Origin of the sequence: Ottowia thiooxydans DSM 14619, assembly GCF_000422885.1 — a bacterium.
Taxonomy (GTDB): Bacteria; Pseudomonadota; Gammaproteobacteria; order Burkholderiales; family Burkholderiaceae_C; genus Ottowia; species Ottowia thiooxydans.
Genome location: NZ_AUGX01000014.1, coordinates 15810 through 34190, shown reverse-complemented (window position 1 = coordinate 34190; position 18381 = coordinate 15810). Strand labels below are relative to the sequence as shown.

Below are 18381 nucleotides of genomic sequence, written 5' to 3'. Positions count from 1 at the left end.
ATCCGTTCGCGCTGAGCTTGTCGAAGCGTTGCGCAAGGTTTCGACAAGCTCAACCCGAACGGTATTTTTGTTTCAACGCCACTCACAGTTTGACCGAAACCATAGAACCTCAGGGCGAACGGTTATTACATCAACGTGTCGGACCAATAACTGGTCAATTGAATTATTTTTCTCTGCGGAGGGGCTGGTTGAGCGGCCTTCAATGAACGGCCGCTTGACTTGCCTCTATCGAGAGCTAAAGAAAGCCTCCCATGGACCCTCGGTTAATGAAACCACGTTTTGTCGATCTCTCTATCTTTCTTGAAAACGATGTGGTCTCTGACCCGCCCGCCTACGCGCCGAAGATCAACTACCTGACCCACAAAGACACACTGGACGAGGCCACCGCATTTTTTCCCGGCCTGCAGCCTGGTGATCTGCCTGATGGAGAGGGTTGGGCGTTGGAAAAAATATCGCTCACCACTCACAACGGCACGCATCTTGACGCGCCCTACCATTTTCATTCCACCATGGACGGCAAGCTCGGCGAAAGCCAACCGTCAATGACCATCCATGAGGTACCGCTGGAGTGGTGCTTCCAACCGGGTGTGAAACTGGACTTTCGCCACTTCGCGGACGGGTATGTGGTGCAGGCCGCGGATGTTGAAGCCGAACTGAAGCGCATAGGTCATACCCTCAGCCCCATGGAGATCGTGGTGATCAACACCCGGGCGGGCATGCGTTATGGCCATCCGGATTACGTGACCTCCGGGTGTGGCATGGGCTATGAAGCGACTATGTATTTGCTGGAGCGCGGCATCCGCGTGACAGGCACAGATGGCTGGAGCTGGGACGCACCCTTTGTCTACACTGCGGAAAAATATGCGGCCTCAAAAGACGCTAGCGTGATTTGGGAAGGCCATAAGGCTGGTCGGGACATCGGCTATTGCCATCTTGAGAAACTGCACAACCTGGAAGCCCTGCCAGCGAGCGGCTTTCATATCTCCTGCTTTCCACACAAGATACGCGCCGCCTCAGCCGGGTGGACACGAGCCGTGGCGATCTTCTTTGGTGAGTGATTGCGCCCTAGTACGTCGCCCGTCCCCCGGACAAGTCAAATACTGCGCCAGTACTGAAGCTGCACTCGCTGGACGATAGCCATAAAAGCATGGTGGCCAGTTCATCCACCTGGCCGAAACGACCCATTGGAATCTTCTCCAGCAGCTTCTGCGTGCGTTCGGGTGCGATTTCAATATTGCGGCGTGTCATGGGGGTATCGAGAACGGTGGGTGCGACGCAGTTCACCAGCACGCCCTGCTTGGCGAACTCCTTGGCCAAGCTCTTCGTCATGGCCATCACCCCGGCCTTGGCGGCGGAATAGGCGGGCGTGAAGGGGTTACCTTCCTTGCCCGAGGTAGAGCCAATGTTGACCACGCGGCCATAGCCCACCTCTGCCATATGCGGTATGACCGCTTGGCAGCACAAGAAGGTGCCGGTCAGGTTGATGTCCAGCACGTCTTGCCAGTCCTTCAGCGAGACTTCTGCCAGTACGCTGGGGGGGCGGATGATGCCGGCGTTGTTGATGAGGATGTCGATACGAGCCCAACGCTTCAGAACCTCGCGGGTGGCCACAAGGATGCTTTCCTTCTGGCAGACATCGACCACACGGGTGTCAACCCGATCGCCGCTGCCCAGTTCTTGCGCGGCCCGTGACAGGGCAGCAGCGTCAATGTCCCAAAGGCTTATGCGCGCGCCGCTATCGTGCAGGCGCCGGGCAGTATGCAAGCCTACGCCGCTGGCGGCCCCGGTAATAATGGCCGTCTGGCCGGAGAAATCGTACTGAATCATGGAGTGACTGGCGTTGGATCGAGAAAGAATGGGGCGCTCACGAATCGGCCTTGATACCGGCATCGCTTGCCAGCTTTCGGTAGAGCTGGCGTTCCTTTTCCAGGAAAGCGAGGAAGTGTTCCGGGGTGGCATCAGCTGGCACACCGGCGTTCTCCAGCACTTTGTCGCGTACAGCGGGTTCAGCAAGACTGCGCCGGATAGCGGAGCTCAGCACATCAATGCGCTCTCGCGGTGTACGTGAGGGCACTAAATAGCCCTGCCATGCCGAGATGTCCATGCCGGCTACGCCTGCTTCAGCCATGGTCGGTATGTTCGGTGCGAGCGCTGCGCGGGCGCGCCCGGTGACCGCGAGAATTCTCAACTCGCCACTGCGGTGGCGCGGAAACACGGAGTTCATGTCGGAGAAGACCAGTTGCACCTGGCCTCCGAGCACATCGATGATGGCCGGGCCAAGACCTCGATAAGGCACATGCAATAGCTTTGTGCGCGTTAGAACCTGAAATAGCTCTCCCGCGAAATGGGGTTGGCTGCCCATGCCCGAGGACGCATACGTCACCTGACCGGGCGCCCGGCGGGCCAGCGTCAGCAGATCTTCAATAGTGCGAATGTCTGATGTGCCATTCACCGCCACACAATATGGCGCCGTGAACATCAAGCTCACAGGTGCCAGCGAGGAGAACAAATCAATCCCCGTGCGTTGTAGCGCAGTGCCCCTTTGCTGCAGTAGCACCCCGCTCGTAACGTAGCTGCCGGTAGCCACGTAAATGGTTTGGCCGTCGGGATCAGAGCGAGCCACCGCTTCGGCCGCCAGCGTTGTCCCAGCCCCTGGCCGGTTCTCCAGCACGATGGGTTGCCGCAAATGCGACTCCAGGCTTCTGAAGAGCACGCGCGAAAGCGCGTCCGCCCCCCCTCCTGCGCTCAATCCGAGTAAGGCCTTGACTGGTTTGTCGGGATAGGCCTGAGCCCTCGCCGGTACGACGGCGGCACCCGCAACAGAGGCGAGGCCCCCTATAAAAATTCGGCGTTTCATCATTTTGTCTCCTTTGGAATGTGCAAAGAGGGACCGGAGTCAGTTCCGGTTTATAAACATGGCCGAGATCCTTTCAGCGGCCATCATCACTGGTAGATTGGTGTTGGCACGCGGAACCGCTGGCAGCGCAGACGCATCCGCGACGTGCAACCCGATCACGCCGTGAACGCTTCCGTTGGGCGCGGTCACCGAGTCGAACTCCGATGTACCCATTGCGCAGGTACCAACCTGGTGGTATTGCAGAGCCAGCGCAGAGCGCAGCGCAGCGCACGCGCCTGCGTCGTCTACTCCCGCAAGGAACGGCAGAGGTAGCGGTTTGAGTGCGAGCGGATGCAGAGGACGAAGCAGCCTGGGAGAGACCCACGCGGCCGAGCCCAATGCCCCGCTGGCCGCACGGGTCCAAGGTGTTCGCATGCCCATCCACGAAGCAGCCCGCCCCATTTTTACCAAGCCAACCTCATCGCGAATGGCCCGGACTGAGGCGCTATCCAGAAAGTCCAAGGCCTTGCGTACAGCCAAGGCGAGGCGGCGCACATCACTCGGGTGGTCCAACATGTTGAAGTTCACCACGGGTGCCTGCGCCGGGTCTGCGCTGCTCAAGGTGACAGATCCCGCTGACAACGGCCGGTGCAGCACCACATTGAGTACGGCAATGTGCCCGCCGGCGGCATGCCATGCGGCCCGGTCCCAGACGGAGAAGTAGGTATCCCCCGATGAAGGATGCTCTCCAGAAGAAAGGCGCAGGGCCGCGTGGGCCGTTGGCAGATGGGGCGGTAAGGTGGTACGGCCGCGCAGAGACACGCCTAAAGGAATAGCTCCATGGTTCTGCAAGTTGCGGCCCACGGCCGGCAGAGGCGCCGCGATTCGAATACCCAACCGCTGAAGCGTCGCAGCGTCACCCACACCCGATCGCAAAAGTATGGCGGGTGTCTGCAAGGCCCCTGCGCACAGAAACACCTGGGGAGCGGCGACTTCGCGCAACTCGCCATTCACTTCGATGTCTACCCCTTGGACACGTGTGCCCTCCAACTTCACGCGCAGGCAGCGGGCACCCGGCAGCACCTCCAGGTTGCGACGCGCACGCGTGTGCTCTCCCAGGTAGGCCCGGTTGGCCGAACAGCGCCCCAAGGCATCGATTGACATGGGTTGGATGAAGCAGCCATCTCGAAAGTCAGAATTCGGGTCCTCAATGCGTTGCCATCCCGCCTCGCCCCAAGTTTGTAGCAAAGCGTTGCTAAGGGGTCGGTCCGTACTGCGCGGTTGTCGTGCCACCGCGATCGAACCGGCGTCGTCGCAGTGCCCTGCTGGCTGCGCCGATTCCAGTTTGCGAAAGGCAGGCTCCACATCTTCCCACGCCCAGCCGCTGGCTCCTGCGGCATGCCACTCGTCATAGTCGGCGGCTACGCCACGCATGGCCACCATTGCATTGATGGCAGACGACCCTCCCACCAAGCGCCCCTGAGGAATGCGTGCCACGCGATGGTCAGGACCATCGACCACCCTGCCCTTCAACCCAGGCCACTGAAGCGAAGCATCGTAGGCAGAGAGTGGATAGGGGTGTCGGATGTCTGGGGTCTCCAGAGGTCCGGGATCCGTACCTGCTTCAAGCAGCAATACACGGCAATGGAGGTTCTCTGATAACCGCCGGGCGACGATGCAGCCCGCCGATCCGGCGCCAACCACAATCACGTCAAAACTTTTTTGCATGTACGGAACGATACGGACATGCACTCTATCTTGATCACCTAAAAAGAGATTTTGGCTATCTGAAATAGAGGTATCCAGGAGGGGGCAAATGATATGCTGATGGGATGTCATCTCCCCTTTTGAGCACAGAGAGTGCTCGCCACTTTGTGGCTGTGGCTAACACGCGCAGTTTTTCGCGCGCAGCATTGGCGCTGGACACAACTCAGTCGAACGTTTCAGCGCACATAGCCCAACTTGAGGCGAAAGCCGGCGTGGTCTTGCTGCGCCGACACAACCGCGGTGTGAGTCTCACCGGCGCAGGGGAAGCCCTGCTACCGGGCTGTCGCGACCTGTTGCGCGTAGCCGCCCAAGCCATCGCGGCGATTCAGCAGGATGTACATGGGCGCCCCCTTTTGCGCGTTGGAGCCTTCCATACCTCGACTGCCAATCTGGTGCCCCGTCTGCTCTCCGGGTTCATTCGAGAAAACCGCGGCGTTTGTCTTACGGTGCGCACGGGCACGAGCGAGGAAGTAAAGAATCTGCTGATAGAGGAAGAGGTTGACTGCGCCTTTCTCGCTGGGGCCGCGGCCGATGGCACGATGACACTCCATGCCCGCTTCAACGAACCGCTGGGTTGGGTGACCAAGGCGGGTACGGTCAAGCCTGGTGGGCGCGCGCTGTTAGCGGTGCTGGCGGAGTTGCCGATCTACTCAGTGCGGCGTGGTTCGCTCTACGAGGGATCTGTGCGGCAACTTTTCCAGGACGCTGGCGTACTCCCTGCGATGCCTCTGCTCCACGAGGCGGGATCCACTGAAATTTTGCGCGCAATGCTGGCCGTTGGGGGTTGTTTCACCCTGGCCAGCCGCAGTGTGTTCGAAAAGGACATTCAGGCAGGCGTGCTTGAATTTCATCCGGTGCTGGGGTCGCCGCCCCGTCTTCAGCCCGTACTGGTCAGTAAGCGTGGGCGTGCCCTTGATGACATACCGGCCAGCTTCGTTCGTTTCACACGCGGCCAAGTGGGCTAGGCTCTGTCAGTGTTTCTCTAGAAAAGGTGTGCAGGTATTGCCGCATGGTGCGCAAAGCTCGCCCGGCGAGTTGTTCCGCATTTCGGGTGATCTCACCGTATTCGCCTGCGCCAGATGCCAAGCGAATGCCCACCTGCCCCTCCGCGGCGAAGGGTGAAAGTCCGCGGGCGATGAGAAGACTCCGGTACTCGTCTGCAGGCATATCCCGAGCTGTGATCTTTCGCCCCCATGCCTCGGATGCCAGATCGGCTACTTCAAAGAGATCCAAGGCTTCAGGCCCAGACAGCTCGTACGATGCTTCTACCTGGCTCAAGGCAAGCGCCCCCGCCGTTGCGGCAGCCACGTCTTGGCGTGCGATATAGGCGACCTTCCCTCTCGCACCAGGAAGCGAAAGTTCACCGGAAGTGTGAGCGCGCTGCAATGCAGTTTCCAGATTCTCGGCGTAGTGGTTGTTGCGCAGGAACGTGTACCTTAGACCGCTCGCGCGGGCGTGCGCTTCACTCGCTTCATGCACTTTGGCGAACGGGAACAAACTAGCTTTAGTGGGGTTGGTGAAGCTCGTGTAGTAGATGCGCCCGGTGCTGCAACGCTTGGCGGCGTCTATGGCGTCCATGTGCTGGCGTATGCGGGTTTCATTGCTACCGTGACCGCAGATCAACAACATCGCGGCAGCGCCCCGGAATGCCTCTTCCACGGAACTTGGCTCGTCAAAATTTACCGGCATCACGCGGTAGCCAGAAGCCCCAAAAGCTTGCAGACTTTCCGGCGAGCGCGTGCCCAGGGTGACGAGAGACACTGGCACACGACTAGCCAGTTCCTCGGAGATCGCGCGCCCCAATTTGCCAGAGGCTCCAGTGATAGTGATCGTATGGCCTGTCATTCAGTGGCTTCTTGCTTGTATTGATCTCGAAGAATGTTCTTCTGGATCTTGCCGATGGCGGTTCTTGGAAAATCGTCCCCCAGTTTCACAGTACGCGGGCGTTTGAATCTTGCAAGACGGGTAGTGCAGTACTCAATTAGCGCTTCTGCGCTGACGCTGGTACCAGGCTTTAATTGCACATGGGCCACGGGCAATTCCCCCCATGTCTTATCCGGCACACCAAACACCGCACATTCAGCCACCGCCTCGTGCTCATAGAGCACGATCTCAATTTCTTTGGGATAGATGTTTTCCCCGCCAGAGATAATCATGTCCTTGGAACGATCTACCAACGACAGGTAGCCATCCTTATCGAACGTAGCCAGATCTCCGCTCCACGCCCATCCGTGAGCCCTGAATTTCTCCGTTTGCACGGGGTCTCGGTAGTACTCGAGCATCACGTTCTCACCACGCGCGCAGATCTCTCCTACTTCACCCTGCGAAACGGGCTTGCCGTTGGTATCCAGCAGCGCGAGATCGGCGTTAAAAGCTTGCCGCCCTACGCTGCCCAGCCTGCCAGGAAGGTCCTCGTGCTTCATGACGGCAACAATGCCCATCTCGGATTGGCCGTAAAACTGAGTCAGGCGAACCTTGGATAAACGCTCCAACATGGCCTGCTGTACCCAATCAGGCATGGGCGCGCCAGAAAAATTGAGCTTTGCCCAACTTGCGTAGTCCGCAGCATTGAAGTCAGCGTCTGAAAGCACCATGGCCACCTGTGTAGGCACCATGAAGGCGGCGGTCACCGCGTGATCACGTACGCATTCGGAAAAAGCACGCACATCCCACTTAGGCAGGAGCACGACTGTCGCCCCAACCAAAATGGCAGGTTGGAGCATGATGTTGAGCGCCGCCACATGGAAAAGCGGCGTCACGATCGCAACCACATCCGATTCGTCGAGCTTGCTCTCCACCACCACCGTATGCGCCGTGACTGATCGTGCCCGGTGGTTGGCAAGCACGCCTTTCGGCCGCCCCGTGGTCCCCCCCGTGTAGGTGATGCAAAAGGGATCCGCGTCGCCGATCGAAACACGTGGAGGTGTTTCCGGGAAGCCCTTCAGCAGGCTAAAGAAAGATGGCAGCCCGGACTGCGCCTCACCAATGACGTAGCTGTGCCGAATGCGTGGGAGCAGAGGAAGAACTGCAAGAACACGTTCAGCGAAGGCGTCTTCGAAGAGCAGCACTTCAGCCTCGGCCTGCTCCAGAACGTATTGAAGCTCCTCGGGTGAATAGAGCACCGACACATTCACAAACACCACATCACTACGGGCAGCCCCGAAGAACGCTGAGGCGTACTCGGGCCTGTTGCGGCACAGAATGGCCACTTTGGCGCCCGGTGCAAGACCAAGGCTGCCAAGTGCATTGGCAAACTGATTGGACTGCGCCTCCAGTTGCCCATACGTGATCTGAACGTCTTGCCAGATCACCGCAGTTTTCTCAGGAAAGCGCTCCGCAGCGCGGCGCAACATGTCGCCAGTCAGCACGGCAGTTCCTTCTCTCTAATCAACCGTTGCGTGCCAGCGCGTGCCCGATGCGCATTTTCATCAGCTCATTGGGGCCATCCACCAACTGCGTGACCTTGGCATCGCGCAGCAGGCGCTCCACGTGGTTACTCCGGTAATTGCCATAGGCACCGAACATCTGCACTGCCTCGATCGTGACCTTCAAAGCCATATCGGAACAATGAGACTTCACCATGGCGCAGTACTTGCCGACCTCAGCAGTGGTGATGTCATCCAGCGTGTCCATCCATTGAGCCACCTGGTAGACGAATGCACGTGAGGTCTCGATCTGAGTCTGCATCTCTGCCAGTTTGAACTGCAGGGCCTGATGTTCGATCAATGGCTTGCCAAAAGTGTTGCGTTCCTTGGCCCGGGTCAGTGCCAGATCAAACGCCCCTTGCGCAATGCCCAAGGCTTGTGTACCGCCACCAAGACGCCCCACATTCAGCGCTTGCGCAAATATCTTGAGACCACCGCCCTCCTCTCCAAGGAGCTGAACTCCCGGCACGCGAACATCTTTCAAAAACACATCTGCAGGCGGAAGCTGCCGGTAGCCCATCACGTCATCGACTTCACCGGCGCGAATACCTGGGGTGTCACCATGAATGAGAAATGCGGAAATTCCCTTGGTGCCCTTGCTTCGATCCGTGATGGCAAAGACCAGGTACATTCCCGCCGCTGCTGCCAACGACGCCACACGTTTGTGCCCGTTGATGATCCAGCCATCACCGTCACGGCGCGCTTCGGTTTGCATGCGGGCTAGATCAGCACCGGTGTTGGGCTCAGTGATGGCGATACAGGTGAGCACACCTTCTTGCATGCGTTTCAGGCAGTTATCCCGCAACGCTGCATCCCGAGCGTTGGTGAAGATCAGGTAAGAACAGGCTTCATGCGAAACGATGTTGGCAAAGCCGCCATCAACCTTGGCAATCTCTTCCTCAGCGAGCACCACTGTGAACAGGCCGTGGCCTCCACCCCCGAGCTCCTTGGGCATATGGAGCTTCAGCATTCCTTCCTTCTCCAGAAGGTGAATGGCATCCCACCATTCTTTGGAGTGCCCGGTCTGGCGATCGATGTCGATGATGGTTTCGGATATCTTGCGTGCCACTGCTGCAGCGGAGTCTCGGACAGCAGCTTGTTCGGGGGTGAGGGTGTAGAGCATCGTTCTTCCTTGCAATAACTAGATAGTGAGAATGTGAATGGCTGTCGCGGCTGACTCACCTGCCAAGGTGCCGCCCGCGTTGTGCGCGAGCGCTGCCCGCGGATTGATAACCTGGCGATCCCCCGCCTGTTGACGCAGCTGCCATGTGAGCTCGCAGATCTGGGCCACGCCTGTGGCACCGACCGGATGGCCCCGTGCGATGAGACCGCCACTCGTGTTGACCGGAAGACGCCCCCCCAGACTGGGGCCACCTTCGTCTACGTAGGCGGGTGCTTCGTTTTTCTTGCAGAAGCGAAGGCGCTCATAGAGCATGAGTTCGCTGGCTGCAGTGGTGTCGTGAACCTCCGCAAGGGAGATGTCTTCAGGCCCCAGGCCAGCCATGTTGTATGCAGCATCGGCTGCATCGTCGACAGAACGACCTGCGAGTGGACCGGGAGTCCCGCCAGAGCGCAACACGGAAGCTGCAATGCGCACGACTTTCAATGAGCGCTCACGGCGGAATTTTTCCGAACAAATCACTACCGCTGCAGCGCCATCGCTGATGGGTGAGCACATGAGGCGAGTCAAGGGAGGGGCTGCCACTGGCGAGGCCAGGATTTCATCCACCGTATAGGTTTCGCGGTAGTGCGCCAGCGGATTAAGCGAGGCATGCCTGCGGCTTTTGGCCGCAACTTCCGCTACGTGGCGCAGAGTCGCGCCCGAGTCCTGCATATAGTTAGCAAGCCGCCTGCTTGACTCGGCAAGAAAACTGCTTTGCTGTGACTGGCCAGAGGAAAGCTCGACATCTGTAGCAGACGCCAAGGCTCGCATCGATACCAGACGGTCTTCGTGATAGAGCTTTTCGACTCCCAGCACCAACACCGAATCGTACAAACCCGCAGCCACACTCATCCAAGCCTGGTGAACGGCTGTTGCGCCGCTCGCGCAAGCGTTTTCGACGTTGACCACGGGAACTCCTGTGATGCCCATGGCATTCAGAACTACCTGGCCGCGAATGGACTCTTGCCCGGTCACGATGCCGGCCATGGAGTTTGCGCAGTACACCGCCTGTATGTCTTGCTGCGCTACGGAGGCATCCGCCAGGGCATTCGTGATCGCCTCTCGCGCAAGGTCCTTCATGGAGCGTTGCGGATGGCGGGCAAACGGCGTCATCCCTACGCCGCAGATATATGCTTTTTCCATTAGTGCGTCCTCTGTGGGGGATGCCATTTCATGACACGCCGCTCCACGAATTTCATCGCTTCGTTCAGCACAACCGCAAGGACTGCCAGCACGATGATGATGGCGAAGACCTGCGCGGTATCGAACATGTTGGCGGCTTTGGAGATCATCTGGCCCAGCCCATACTGGCCAGCAATCATCTCGCCCACAATCGTTCCGATCAGCGCGAGGCCAATGCTGACGCGCAGGCCCGCGAAGATAAAGGTCATGGAAGCCGGCAGGAGAATCCGGCGGGCTATGAGCCCATTGCTGGCCCCCATGGTCCGCGCGGCATTCACCAGGTTTTGATCGATCTCGCGCACCCCGGTATGGGTGTTGAGCAACATCACAAAGAAGACCAACGATGCGGCCAACGCCACCTTGGAGCCTTCTCCAATGCCAAACCACACCAGAAACAAAGGTGCAAGCGCAACTCTTGGCAAGCTGTACAGCGCCATGATGAAGGGCTCCAGCAGCCTGAATGCCCCGTTCCAGTGGGCCAGTGCAAACCCACCCGCCACACCGAGCACACAGCCCACCAGCAATCCCAGCAAGGTTTCGCGAACAGTCACACCCACGTTGACCCAGAAGAATCCACTCACGATGGCTTCAGACAACCAGGCAAAGATCTTGCTGGGCCGGCTCATTACGAAATCCTGAACAAGGCCCAGGCGGGCGATAAGCTCCCACAGCGCCAGGATGACGGCAAGGAACAATATTCGATACAGAACGAGTTTCATTCGAGGACGATCTCTTCCTTAAGGGACTGCCAGACACGCACAAACAACTCGTTGTAGGCGGGGTCACTCACAATGGTTTCAATCGCACGCGGGCGCCCTATTTCCACCTGGTATTCCTCCTTGATACGCCCTGGCCTGGCACTGAACAACATCACACGGTCTGACAGACCGATAGCTTCTGAAAGGTCATGAGTGACAAAAAGAACCGTGAGCCCGGTCGACTCCCAAAGCCGCAAAAGCTCCTCCTGCATCAGCAAGCGCGTCTGCGCATCAAGTGCACCAAATGGCTCATCCATCAGAAGCACTTTGGGTTGCTGCGCAAGCAGACGCGCGAGCTGTACGCGCTTGCGCATGCCACCTGAGAGTTGCCAGGGATAGGCATCCGCGAACTGGCCGACACCCACTTTCTTGAGCAGCGACATGCAAAGCCCGTCATCGGTACGCCCTGCAGCCATCAATGGAAATCGCACGTTCTCCAGTGCAGTGGCCCAGGGCAACAAGGTGTCTGACTGGAACATATAGCCGACAGCCGGATCGCCCAGGGAGATAGGCTTTCCGTCCAGCTCACATGTGCCAGAGTCAGGCTTCACCAAGCCGGAAATCACGGATAGCAAGGTACTCTTGCCACAGCCTGATGGCCCGACGATGGAGCAGAACTCACCCTCACGAATGGCGAGATTGACCTTGCCCAATACGGAGACACGAGATCCGCGAGGTGCAGGGAAAGACAGAGACACATCCCGAACGACCAGCTTTGGCGTTGTAGTGGGCACTGGCACAGTGTTGTTGCGCGATCCTTCGATCGCATCCAGACTGCTGATTCGCATTACTTCCATTCGGCAGCCAACCGTGGATCGACTATGTCTGCGTAGGCAACATCGCTCTTGGTAAGCCCCGCTCCCCTATACACCTTGCTCATATGGTCTATCGCCTCTTTGGTGATGAGCGGGCTGAACGCGGGTGCTTCCACACGTGCAATTTCGGTCAAAAGATCTGGAGACAACGAAGGGAACATGCGCTGCAGCGTGGGGACCATCAGATCCGGCTTATCATTGATAGCGCGGCTCGCCTTCGTGATGGCCCTGGCAGCAGCCTGGGCCTTGGCGAGATTGCTTGGGGTTGAAAGCCATTTGTCCGTGGCCTGCAACGAACTACCCAACAGGTTCTGAAGTGGTGCGGGCACATCATCGCCACGCAAATCCAGCAATACCGTTGCGGCCTTCTCCTTGCGGGTTAAGGTAACGGTAGAGGGCTCCCAGGTCATCTGGGCATCCACTCGCCCCGTTTGAAGTGCGGGCAAGTGAGCCGCCAGACCACCCGTGGCGACCACGGTGAGGTCCTTATCTGGATCCAAGCCAGCATCACGCAGCGCGATGCGCAGGAAAAGATCGCTCAGGCTTCCCGGTGAGCTCACACCTACCGTCTTGCCTTTCAATCCCTTCAGATCGCCTGGCTTGAGGTTGGCGCGATTGGAGGCAACCAAAGTGAAGATAGGCTTCTTCTGCAGAAGCACCACGTTCTTGGCCTTGATGCCCTGGTTGGCCATGAGGAGCGTGGTGCCTACACCGCCACCGCCCATATCCACCGCACCGGCCACCATGGCGCGCTCGGCCTCTGCTCCACTCGCAAACTCGGTGATCTTCACCTCAAGACCTTCTCGCTCGAAGAAGCCTTCGTCGCGCGCCACGTAGAGCACCACTGCGCTGGTGGAGGGCACCACCGAAATGGTGGAGCTGCCTAATTTTTGTTGTGCATAAGACGTTTGCACTGCACCAAAGGCGCAGAGCGCGAGAGCCGCTACGCGAAAAAGTGATCGCCGGGATGAAGTCATAGAACCTCCACAGGAGTCCAAGTTTCTGATCGTTCGTGTATAACGAACGGCGTTCGTTGAAATGTTATTATGCTTACTCTGCGAAATGACGCAACCTTTCGTACGTACGGAATTACCCTTAAACGAATCGAGAATTGAATGAGTTCAGAGACGCCTTCCAGACAGGTAGCTTCGGTATCGCGCGCATTGCAGATACTTGAACTGCTCATTGCCGCGCCTCTGCACGAGCTGGGTGTGAGTGAAATCGCGCGGGGAATTGGCGTGGTGAAAAGCTCGGCGCATCAACTGTTATCCACGCTGGCATTTCATGGCTTCGTGGAAACCAGTGCCGGGTCAGGCCGCTACCGTCTGGGGGTTGGCCTCATGGAGGCTGGTGCAGTGGCGTCCCAGCAGCTCGGGCTCGGTCAGGCGGTGTTGCCAATGCTGGAAGCACTGGTTTCCGAGGTAGGCGAGACCTGTTCACTGGGCGTACTTGTGGGCACCAACATCTCACTGCTTCAACGCGTGGAGGCACAATCGGTTCTTCGAGTGGATCTAAAAGTGGGTACCCGGTTTCCGGCACAAACCTCGGCGATCGGACGCGTTATCCTTAGCGAAATGCCCCAGGAACAGCGCGATCAGGTGCTGGAGCAAATGAACCTGCCGTCTGAAGAGCTTCAGGAATTCCTTCAGGAGCTGGACAAGGTACGCCGAGACGGCTGCTCCATCGTGAACAATATTCCCGTGGAGGGCATCGGTGCCATCGCTGTGGCGGTGCGCACATCAGTGCAAGGCCCTGTCGCTGGGCTAGTGGTCGCAGCACCTGCTTTCCGGTTCAACCCTGAGGCTTGGCGCGGTCCGCTTCAACGAACAGCTGCGATGATTGCTGCGCGAGGCAATCGGAAATATTGACGATCCCAACCGCTTTGGAGAACAGGTATGCAACGTCGATCTCTGCTGAGGTATTTGTCTCTGACGATGTTCCCCATCATTTCGCTTGAAGCAAGAGCCCAGGGAAATCCTCCGACCCTTGCCCTGCATACGACGGCAAAACAAGGCGATGTCGCGGCGGTGCGCAAATTACTGGCTGAGGGAGCTGGTCTTGAGGCGCGTGACAACACCGGCGCTACGGCGCTACTGGTAGCGACGCACGCCAACCAGATCGAAGCAGCCAAGGCGCTAATCGATGCTGGCGCCAATGTGAATGCCAAGGATCAGATCAGCGACAGCCCCTACCTCTACGCTGGTGCGCGCGGGCACCTCGAGATTCTCAAGATGACACTTGCGCATGGTGCCGACTTGAAGAGCACCAACCGCTATGGCGGCACCGCCCTGATCCCGGCCGCCGAGCGAGGGCACGTCGAAACAGTGCGAACGCTCATCGAGGCTGGCGTGAACGTGGATCATGTGAACAGTCTGGGGTGGACGGCACTCCTGGAGGCCATCATTCTCAGCGACGGCGGCGAGAGACACCAGCAGATTGTCCGTTTGCTGGTGAACGCGGGAGCCAACGTAAACCTCCCGGATGGCGCCGGCGTGACGCCACTCCAGCACGTGCGCGAGCGCGGTATCAGCTATCAGGCGATCGAGGCCATTCTCACTGCTGCCCATGCGCGCTGACGGGAGCATGGGCTCAATAGATGCCCCTGCGCTTCACGCTCCTAGCGTGAAACGAGCTCAAAACCGCTCTGCTCCGCGGATATGGATTTGCAGGTACCGCTATCCTTCTTTTCAATCATTCTCATGTCGCGGATAACCGCTCGCTTGGACACATCAATCTCCCAAGCCACCGTGCCTTCGTTCAAGCTGACTTTGTCTGCTGAAAATGTCGCCTTCGATGTTCTTTCGCTCCCGGTACTCGGCACAAAGACCCCCAGCGTGCTTGCAGACTCATCAAGCGCGAAATTGAAAACCTGAGGTTTTCCAGACGGATGTTTGAACTCACAAGAAAGATATACGGGCGCCGCCGCCACAGTTCCTGCGAATGACAACATGACGATGCTGGCGGTTACCACTTTTGTAGCTATTTTCATTATGTGATTTCTAGACTGCAGAGAATTTGGACGATTCTCAGGGATAGATCGCTGCGTTCTGTTTCAGTAGCTGCGACAAACTTAAAACTTCGGCAGTTTTAGCTGATGGCACCACTGAAAGCGGGTAGCAGTCACCATCGATTTCAAGGAAAAGCAACTCAAGGGAATGATTGCGCAGCTCCTTGGCTGCGATCAGCAATATCTGAGCACCAACTTCCGTACTATTTCTTAATGAAGAAAGCTGGATATTTCTAGACTTGCATGGATGAAGTTTTTCTAGCTGAAACGCCAGTTCATTTGGATCGAGCTTCCAGTCCATTTCACAGGCATAACCGCGAGAAATCAGACCATCGACAAGCGCCAACCACGGCCGAACAAATGAAGGTTCTTCTATCCCTCTTTCCCAGAGAGCGTCATCGAACTTTTCCAAGTAGCTTTGTGGATTTTCAATCGACAATTTGACGTCTTGGCGTAGGGAATCATCACCGGGGCATAAATGCTCACAGATGTCGTTCCAATAATGCTCTTGATCCATAGTTGCTCTATGTGAGGCTGCGGTGGTGAACCCAGCGGTGAGGTATTTCAGCAGTGCTAGCTCCAGTCCGCGCTGAATAGCTGGAAAGGCATCCAAATTTTAGTGCTGGCTCCCGGAGAGACCAGGAACTTGTTCACGATCCAAAGACCTCAGGCCTTGCGTAAGACGATCGCGACCACGATGAACGCGGCCATTCGCGGGACCAATCATCCTGATCGGCCAAGGGTAGCGCGAGACTTATCTAAAAAAAGACCGTCGCCGCACTTGTATTTGCCCTAGTGCCTACACTTGAGAGGTGTCCATTGATTTTTTGAGAGGCCGCTATGGCTGAGTTTGATTTCGACCTCTTTGTCATCGGCGGTGGGTCTGGGGGTGTCCGCGCAGCGCGTATGGCCGCCCAGCGAGGCGCGCGCATTGGAATGGCAGAAAGTGGCCCCATGGGGGGTACCTGCGTCAACGTGGGCTGCATTCCCAAGAAACTCTATAGCTATGGCGCCCACTTTCACGAAGCTTTTGAAGAGTCTCGCGGCTTCGGCTGGCAGCTTCCTGGAACGCCCGTGCTTGACTGGGAAATCCTCAAAGCCAACCGCGCCAGAGAAATCACCCGTTTGAACGGCATCTACGATGGCTTGATGATCAATGGAGGGGTGGAGCGCCTGCAAGGCCACGGACGGCTGGTGGATGCGCACACGGTGGAGGTCTCTCACCCTGATGGCCAGACCACCCGCCACACCAGCAAGAACATCTTGATCGCTACCGGTGGTGTGCCGTTTGTGCCGGAGTTTCCCGGGCGCGAATTGGCGGTTACTTCCGACGACATGTTCGACTTGCCCCAGTTTCCCAAACGCCTCGTGGTAGTGGGCGGTGGCTATATCGCCTGCGAGATGGCGAGCATCTTCCATGGGCTGGGCGCCGAAGTCACTTTGCTCTACAGGGGTGAGCAGATTTTGCGTAGCTTCGACGACGAAGTGCGCGCCTTCACAGCCAGTGAAATGCGCAAGGCGGGTGTTGATATCCGGTTGCATAGCGAGGTCTCTCGCATCGAAGCGGCAGGTGCCGCGCGCAAGGTGCATCTCAAGGATGGCCAAGTGCTCGATGCCGATGTCGTGCTTTACGCCACTGGACGCAAACCCCGGGTGGACAACCTGGGTTTAGCGGAATTGGGCGTGCAGCAGGAGGAGAACGGCAGTATCCGGGTGGATGAGCACTTCACCACCAGTGTCCCCAGTGTTTTTGCGCTGGGCGATGTCGTAGGCCGCTTGGAACTAACACCAGTGGCGCTCGCTGAAGGCATGGCATTGGTTGACCACCTTTTCGGCGCCGCTCCGGGCAAACCGGCGCGTACCGTGGATTACGAGCTGATCCCCACGGCGGTGTTCACCCACCCACCTATCGGTACCGTGGGTCTTTCGGAAGAAAAGGCGCGCACAAAATACGGCGCGATTCGAGTGTTTCGCAGCGATTTCAAATCTCTGAAACACACGCTTTCTGGAAGCAGCGAGCGCACGCTGGTGAAGATGGTGGTGGATGCCGCCACTGACCGCGTAGTGGGCCTGCACATGGTGGGCGCAGACGCGGGCGAAATCGTGCAAGGGTTTGCTGTCGCCCTCAAGTGCGGCGCTACCAAGGCGCAGTTCGACTCTACGATTGGCATTCACCCCACGAGCGCTGAAGAGTTCGTGACGATGCGGGAAGTCTCACGCACCTAAGGCCATGCTTGATTACAGCAGTCCGTTCGCGCTGAGCTTCGCCTGTCCAGCCCGTCGAAGGGTCGAAGCGTTGCGCAAGGCTTCGACAAGCTCAGCCCGAACGGTGTTAAATAATCAAATGCAATTCGGGAAACAGATGGTGGGCATCGTGCGCCGAGGTTGTCCATCACCGCCTCCCTCAATCTGCTCGTGATCTACTCACGAATATTGGCATCACGCACGATACGTTCGTAACGAGCTTGTTCGTTCTTGACGAAGGTGCCAAATTGGGCCGCCGTGCCGCTGCCCGGCACGATGGCCAGCTCGGCGAACTTGGCGCGCACCTCAGGCAGCTGCATCACCTTGTTCATCTCCAGGTTGAGTTTTTCAACCACGGCTGATGCGGTCTTGGCAGGTGCGAACACGCCTATCCAGGAATTGATGGCCAAGTCTTTGAAGCCTTGCACCTCGGTGATCGAAGGTACGTCCGGCAGCGCCGCGAGCCTATGGGCATCCGTAACGATCAAACCCTTCGCTTTTTTAGCAGTGATTTGAGGAATGGCCGAACCCGAAGGCAAGATGGCCATATCCACCTGGTTTCCAATCAAATCAGTGATTGCCTGAGCGCCTCCGCGATAAGGTACGTGCAGCAGTTTGATGCCTGCCTGCTGCTGGTAACGCTCCATGGCGAGGTGAAGAATGGTGCCGATGCCGGAAGTGGCATAGCTCAGCTTGCTGGGTTCTGCTTTGGCCTGTGCGATCACGTCTTTGAACGAATTGGCTGCCAAACCAGGCCGGCCCATGATGACCAGAGGCTGAATGGCGAGCATGCCCACAGGGGCAAAATCTCGCTGAGTGTCGTACTTCACGGCATCCGGATTTACAAACTGGGCAATGGCCGCCGGGCTATCTACCGCCATGAGGATGGTGTAGCCATCAGGCGTGGCCTTGGCGGCTTTTTGCGTACCAATGGCGCCGCCCCCTCCTCCCACGTTATCGACCACCACCGACTGACCAATCTGCTCACCCAATTTCTGAGCAAAAAGGCGTGCAATCCCATCAGTGGCGCCGCCTGCAGTAAAGGGCACGATCAATGTAATGGGTTTGGCGGTGGGCCAAGCGGCTTGGGCGTGGGCGCCAGTCGCGCTGGCCACAAGGGCGGCAGCCAGAAGTGTGCGGCGAAGGATGACGGTCATGAAGAAACTCCGGAAAAAAGCGCGATGG

The 18381-nt window shown here is 58.0% G+C and carries 18 protein-coding genes; 5 read left to right on the top strand and 13 right to left on the bottom strand.

What is annotated here, in order from left to right; genetic code table 11:
• Window positions 1–266 precede the first annotated feature (266 nt).
• Window positions 267–1058: a cyclase family protein gene (locus G518_RS0113515; protein ID WP_028602999.1), complete on the top strand. Its 792-nt coding sequence runs from the start codon at window positions 267–269 to the stop codon at window positions 1056–1058.
• Between the two features lie 7 nt (window positions 1059–1065).
• Here G518_RS0113515 and G518_RS0113510 read toward each other — a convergent pair whose 3' ends face one another.
• Genes G518_RS0113510 through G518_RS0113500 form a run of 3 tightly spaced genes read right to left on the bottom strand, consistent with a single transcriptional unit; the run spans window position 1066 to window position 4564 of the window.
• Window positions 1066–1827, bottom strand: a complete 762-nt coding sequence (locus G518_RS0113510) for an SDR family NAD(P)-dependent oxidoreductase (protein WP_028602998.1) — start codon at window positions 1825–1827, stop codon at window positions 1066–1068.
• A gap of 37 nt (window positions 1828–1864) precedes the next feature.
• Complete coding sequence (locus tag G518_RS35100; protein ID WP_169457945.1) at window positions 1865–2857, bottom strand: Bug family tripartite tricarboxylate transporter substrate binding protein; 993 nt, start codon at window positions 2855–2857, stop codon at window positions 1865–1867.
• Window positions 2858–2896: 39 nt separating this feature from the next.
• Window positions 2897–4564, bottom strand: a complete 1668-nt coding sequence (locus G518_RS0113500; protein ID WP_028602997.1) for a GMC family oxidoreductase — start codon at window positions 4562–4564, stop codon at window positions 2897–2899.
• 104 nt (window positions 4565–4668) lie between these two features.
• On the opposite strand from G518_RS0113500, the gene G518_RS39950 reads away from it, so the two are divergent.
• Complete coding sequence (locus G518_RS39950; protein ID WP_051236619.1) at window positions 4669–5568, top strand: LysR family transcriptional regulator; 900 nt, start codon at window positions 4669–4671, stop codon at window positions 5566–5568.
• Here the strand turns inward: G518_RS39950 and G518_RS0113490 are convergent.
• The 7 genes from G518_RS0113490 to G518_RS0113460 are packed head-to-tail and all read right to left on the bottom strand — an operon-like array spanning window position 5546 to window position 12922.
• Entirely contained in the window at window positions 5546–6448 is a 903-nt protein-coding gene (locus tag G518_RS0113490) for an NAD(P)H-binding protein (RefSeq protein ID WP_028602996.1), read from the bottom strand. The genes G518_RS39950 and G518_RS0113490 overlap by 23 nt on opposite strands.
• A complete protein-coding gene (locus G518_RS0113485; RefSeq protein ID WP_028602995.1) occupies window positions 6445–7971 on the bottom strand; it encodes a class I adenylate-forming enzyme family protein in 1527 nt (508 codons plus the stop codon). The genes G518_RS0113490 and G518_RS0113485 overlap by 4 nt, the downstream gene beginning before the upstream one ends.
• 19 nt (window positions 7972–7990) lie before the next feature.
• A complete protein-coding gene (locus G518_RS35090; RefSeq protein WP_051236617.1) occupies window positions 7991–9151 on the bottom strand; it encodes an acyl-CoA dehydrogenase family protein in 1161 nt (386 codons plus the stop codon).
• Between the two features lie 18 nt (window positions 9152–9169).
• Window positions 9170–10333: a thiolase family protein gene (locus G518_RS0113475; RefSeq protein ID WP_028602994.1), complete on the bottom strand. Its 1164-nt coding sequence runs from the start codon at window positions 10331–10333 to the stop codon at window positions 9170–9172.
• Complete coding sequence (locus G518_RS0113470; RefSeq protein ID WP_028602993.1) at window positions 10333–11091, bottom strand: ABC transporter permease; 759 nt, start codon at window positions 11089–11091, stop codon at window positions 10333–10335. Before G518_RS0113470 ends, G518_RS0113475 begins: the two co-directional genes overlap by 1 nt.
• Window positions 11088–11918 (bottom strand): ABC transporter ATP-binding protein, encoded by an 831-nt coding sequence (locus tag G518_RS0113465; RefSeq protein ID WP_084651790.1) that lies wholly within the window; start codon window positions 11916–11918, stop codon window positions 11088–11090. The genes G518_RS0113470 and G518_RS0113465 overlap by 4 nt, the downstream gene beginning before the upstream one ends.
• Window positions 11918–12922 (bottom strand): ABC transporter substrate-binding protein, encoded by a 1005-nt coding sequence (locus tag G518_RS0113460; RefSeq protein ID WP_028602991.1) that lies wholly within the window; start codon window positions 12920–12922, stop codon window positions 11918–11920. The genes G518_RS0113465 and G518_RS0113460 overlap by 1 nt, the downstream gene beginning before the upstream one ends.
• 138 nt (window positions 12923–13060) lie before the next feature.
• Here G518_RS0113460 and G518_RS0113455 point away from each other — a divergent pair, with 138 nt between their 5' ends.
• Window positions 13061–13813, top strand: coding sequence for an IclR family transcriptional regulator (locus tag G518_RS0113455; protein WP_028602990.1), 753 nt, complete (start codon window positions 13061–13063; stop codon window positions 13811–13813).
• 27 nt (window positions 13814–13840) lie between these two features.
• A complete protein-coding gene (locus tag G518_RS0113450; protein WP_028602989.1) occupies window positions 13841–14521 on the top strand; it encodes an ankyrin repeat domain-containing protein in 681 nt (226 codons plus the stop codon).
• Between the two features lie 41 nt (window positions 14522–14562).
• Here the strand turns inward: G518_RS0113450 and G518_RS40650 are convergent, their stop codons facing one another.
• On the bottom strand, window positions 14563–14934 hold the full coding sequence (locus G518_RS40650) for a hypothetical protein (RefSeq protein WP_028602988.1): 372 nt from the start codon (window positions 14932–14934) through the stop codon (window positions 14563–14565).
• Window positions 14935–14971: 37 nt separating this feature from the next.
• Window positions 14972–15565: a DUF6630 family protein gene (locus tag G518_RS0113440; protein WP_028602987.1), complete on the bottom strand. Its 594-nt coding sequence runs from the start codon at window positions 15563–15565 to the stop codon at window positions 14972–14974.
• 227 nt (window positions 15566–15792) lie between these two features.
• On the opposite strand from G518_RS0113440, the gene gorA reads away from it, so the two are divergent.
• Window positions 15793–17178, top strand: coding sequence for a glutathione-disulfide reductase (gorA, locus tag G518_RS0113435; RefSeq protein ID WP_028602986.1), 1386 nt, complete (start codon window positions 15793–15795; stop codon window positions 17176–17178).
• Window positions 17179–17372: 194 nt separating this feature from the next.
• Here gorA and G518_RS0113430 read toward each other — a convergent pair whose 3' ends face one another.
• On the bottom strand, window positions 17373–18353 hold the full coding sequence (locus G518_RS0113430) for a Bug family tripartite tricarboxylate transporter substrate binding protein (protein WP_028602985.1): 981 nt from the start codon (window positions 18351–18353) through the stop codon (window positions 17373–17375).
• Between the last annotated feature and the right edge of the window lie 28 nt (window positions 18354–18381).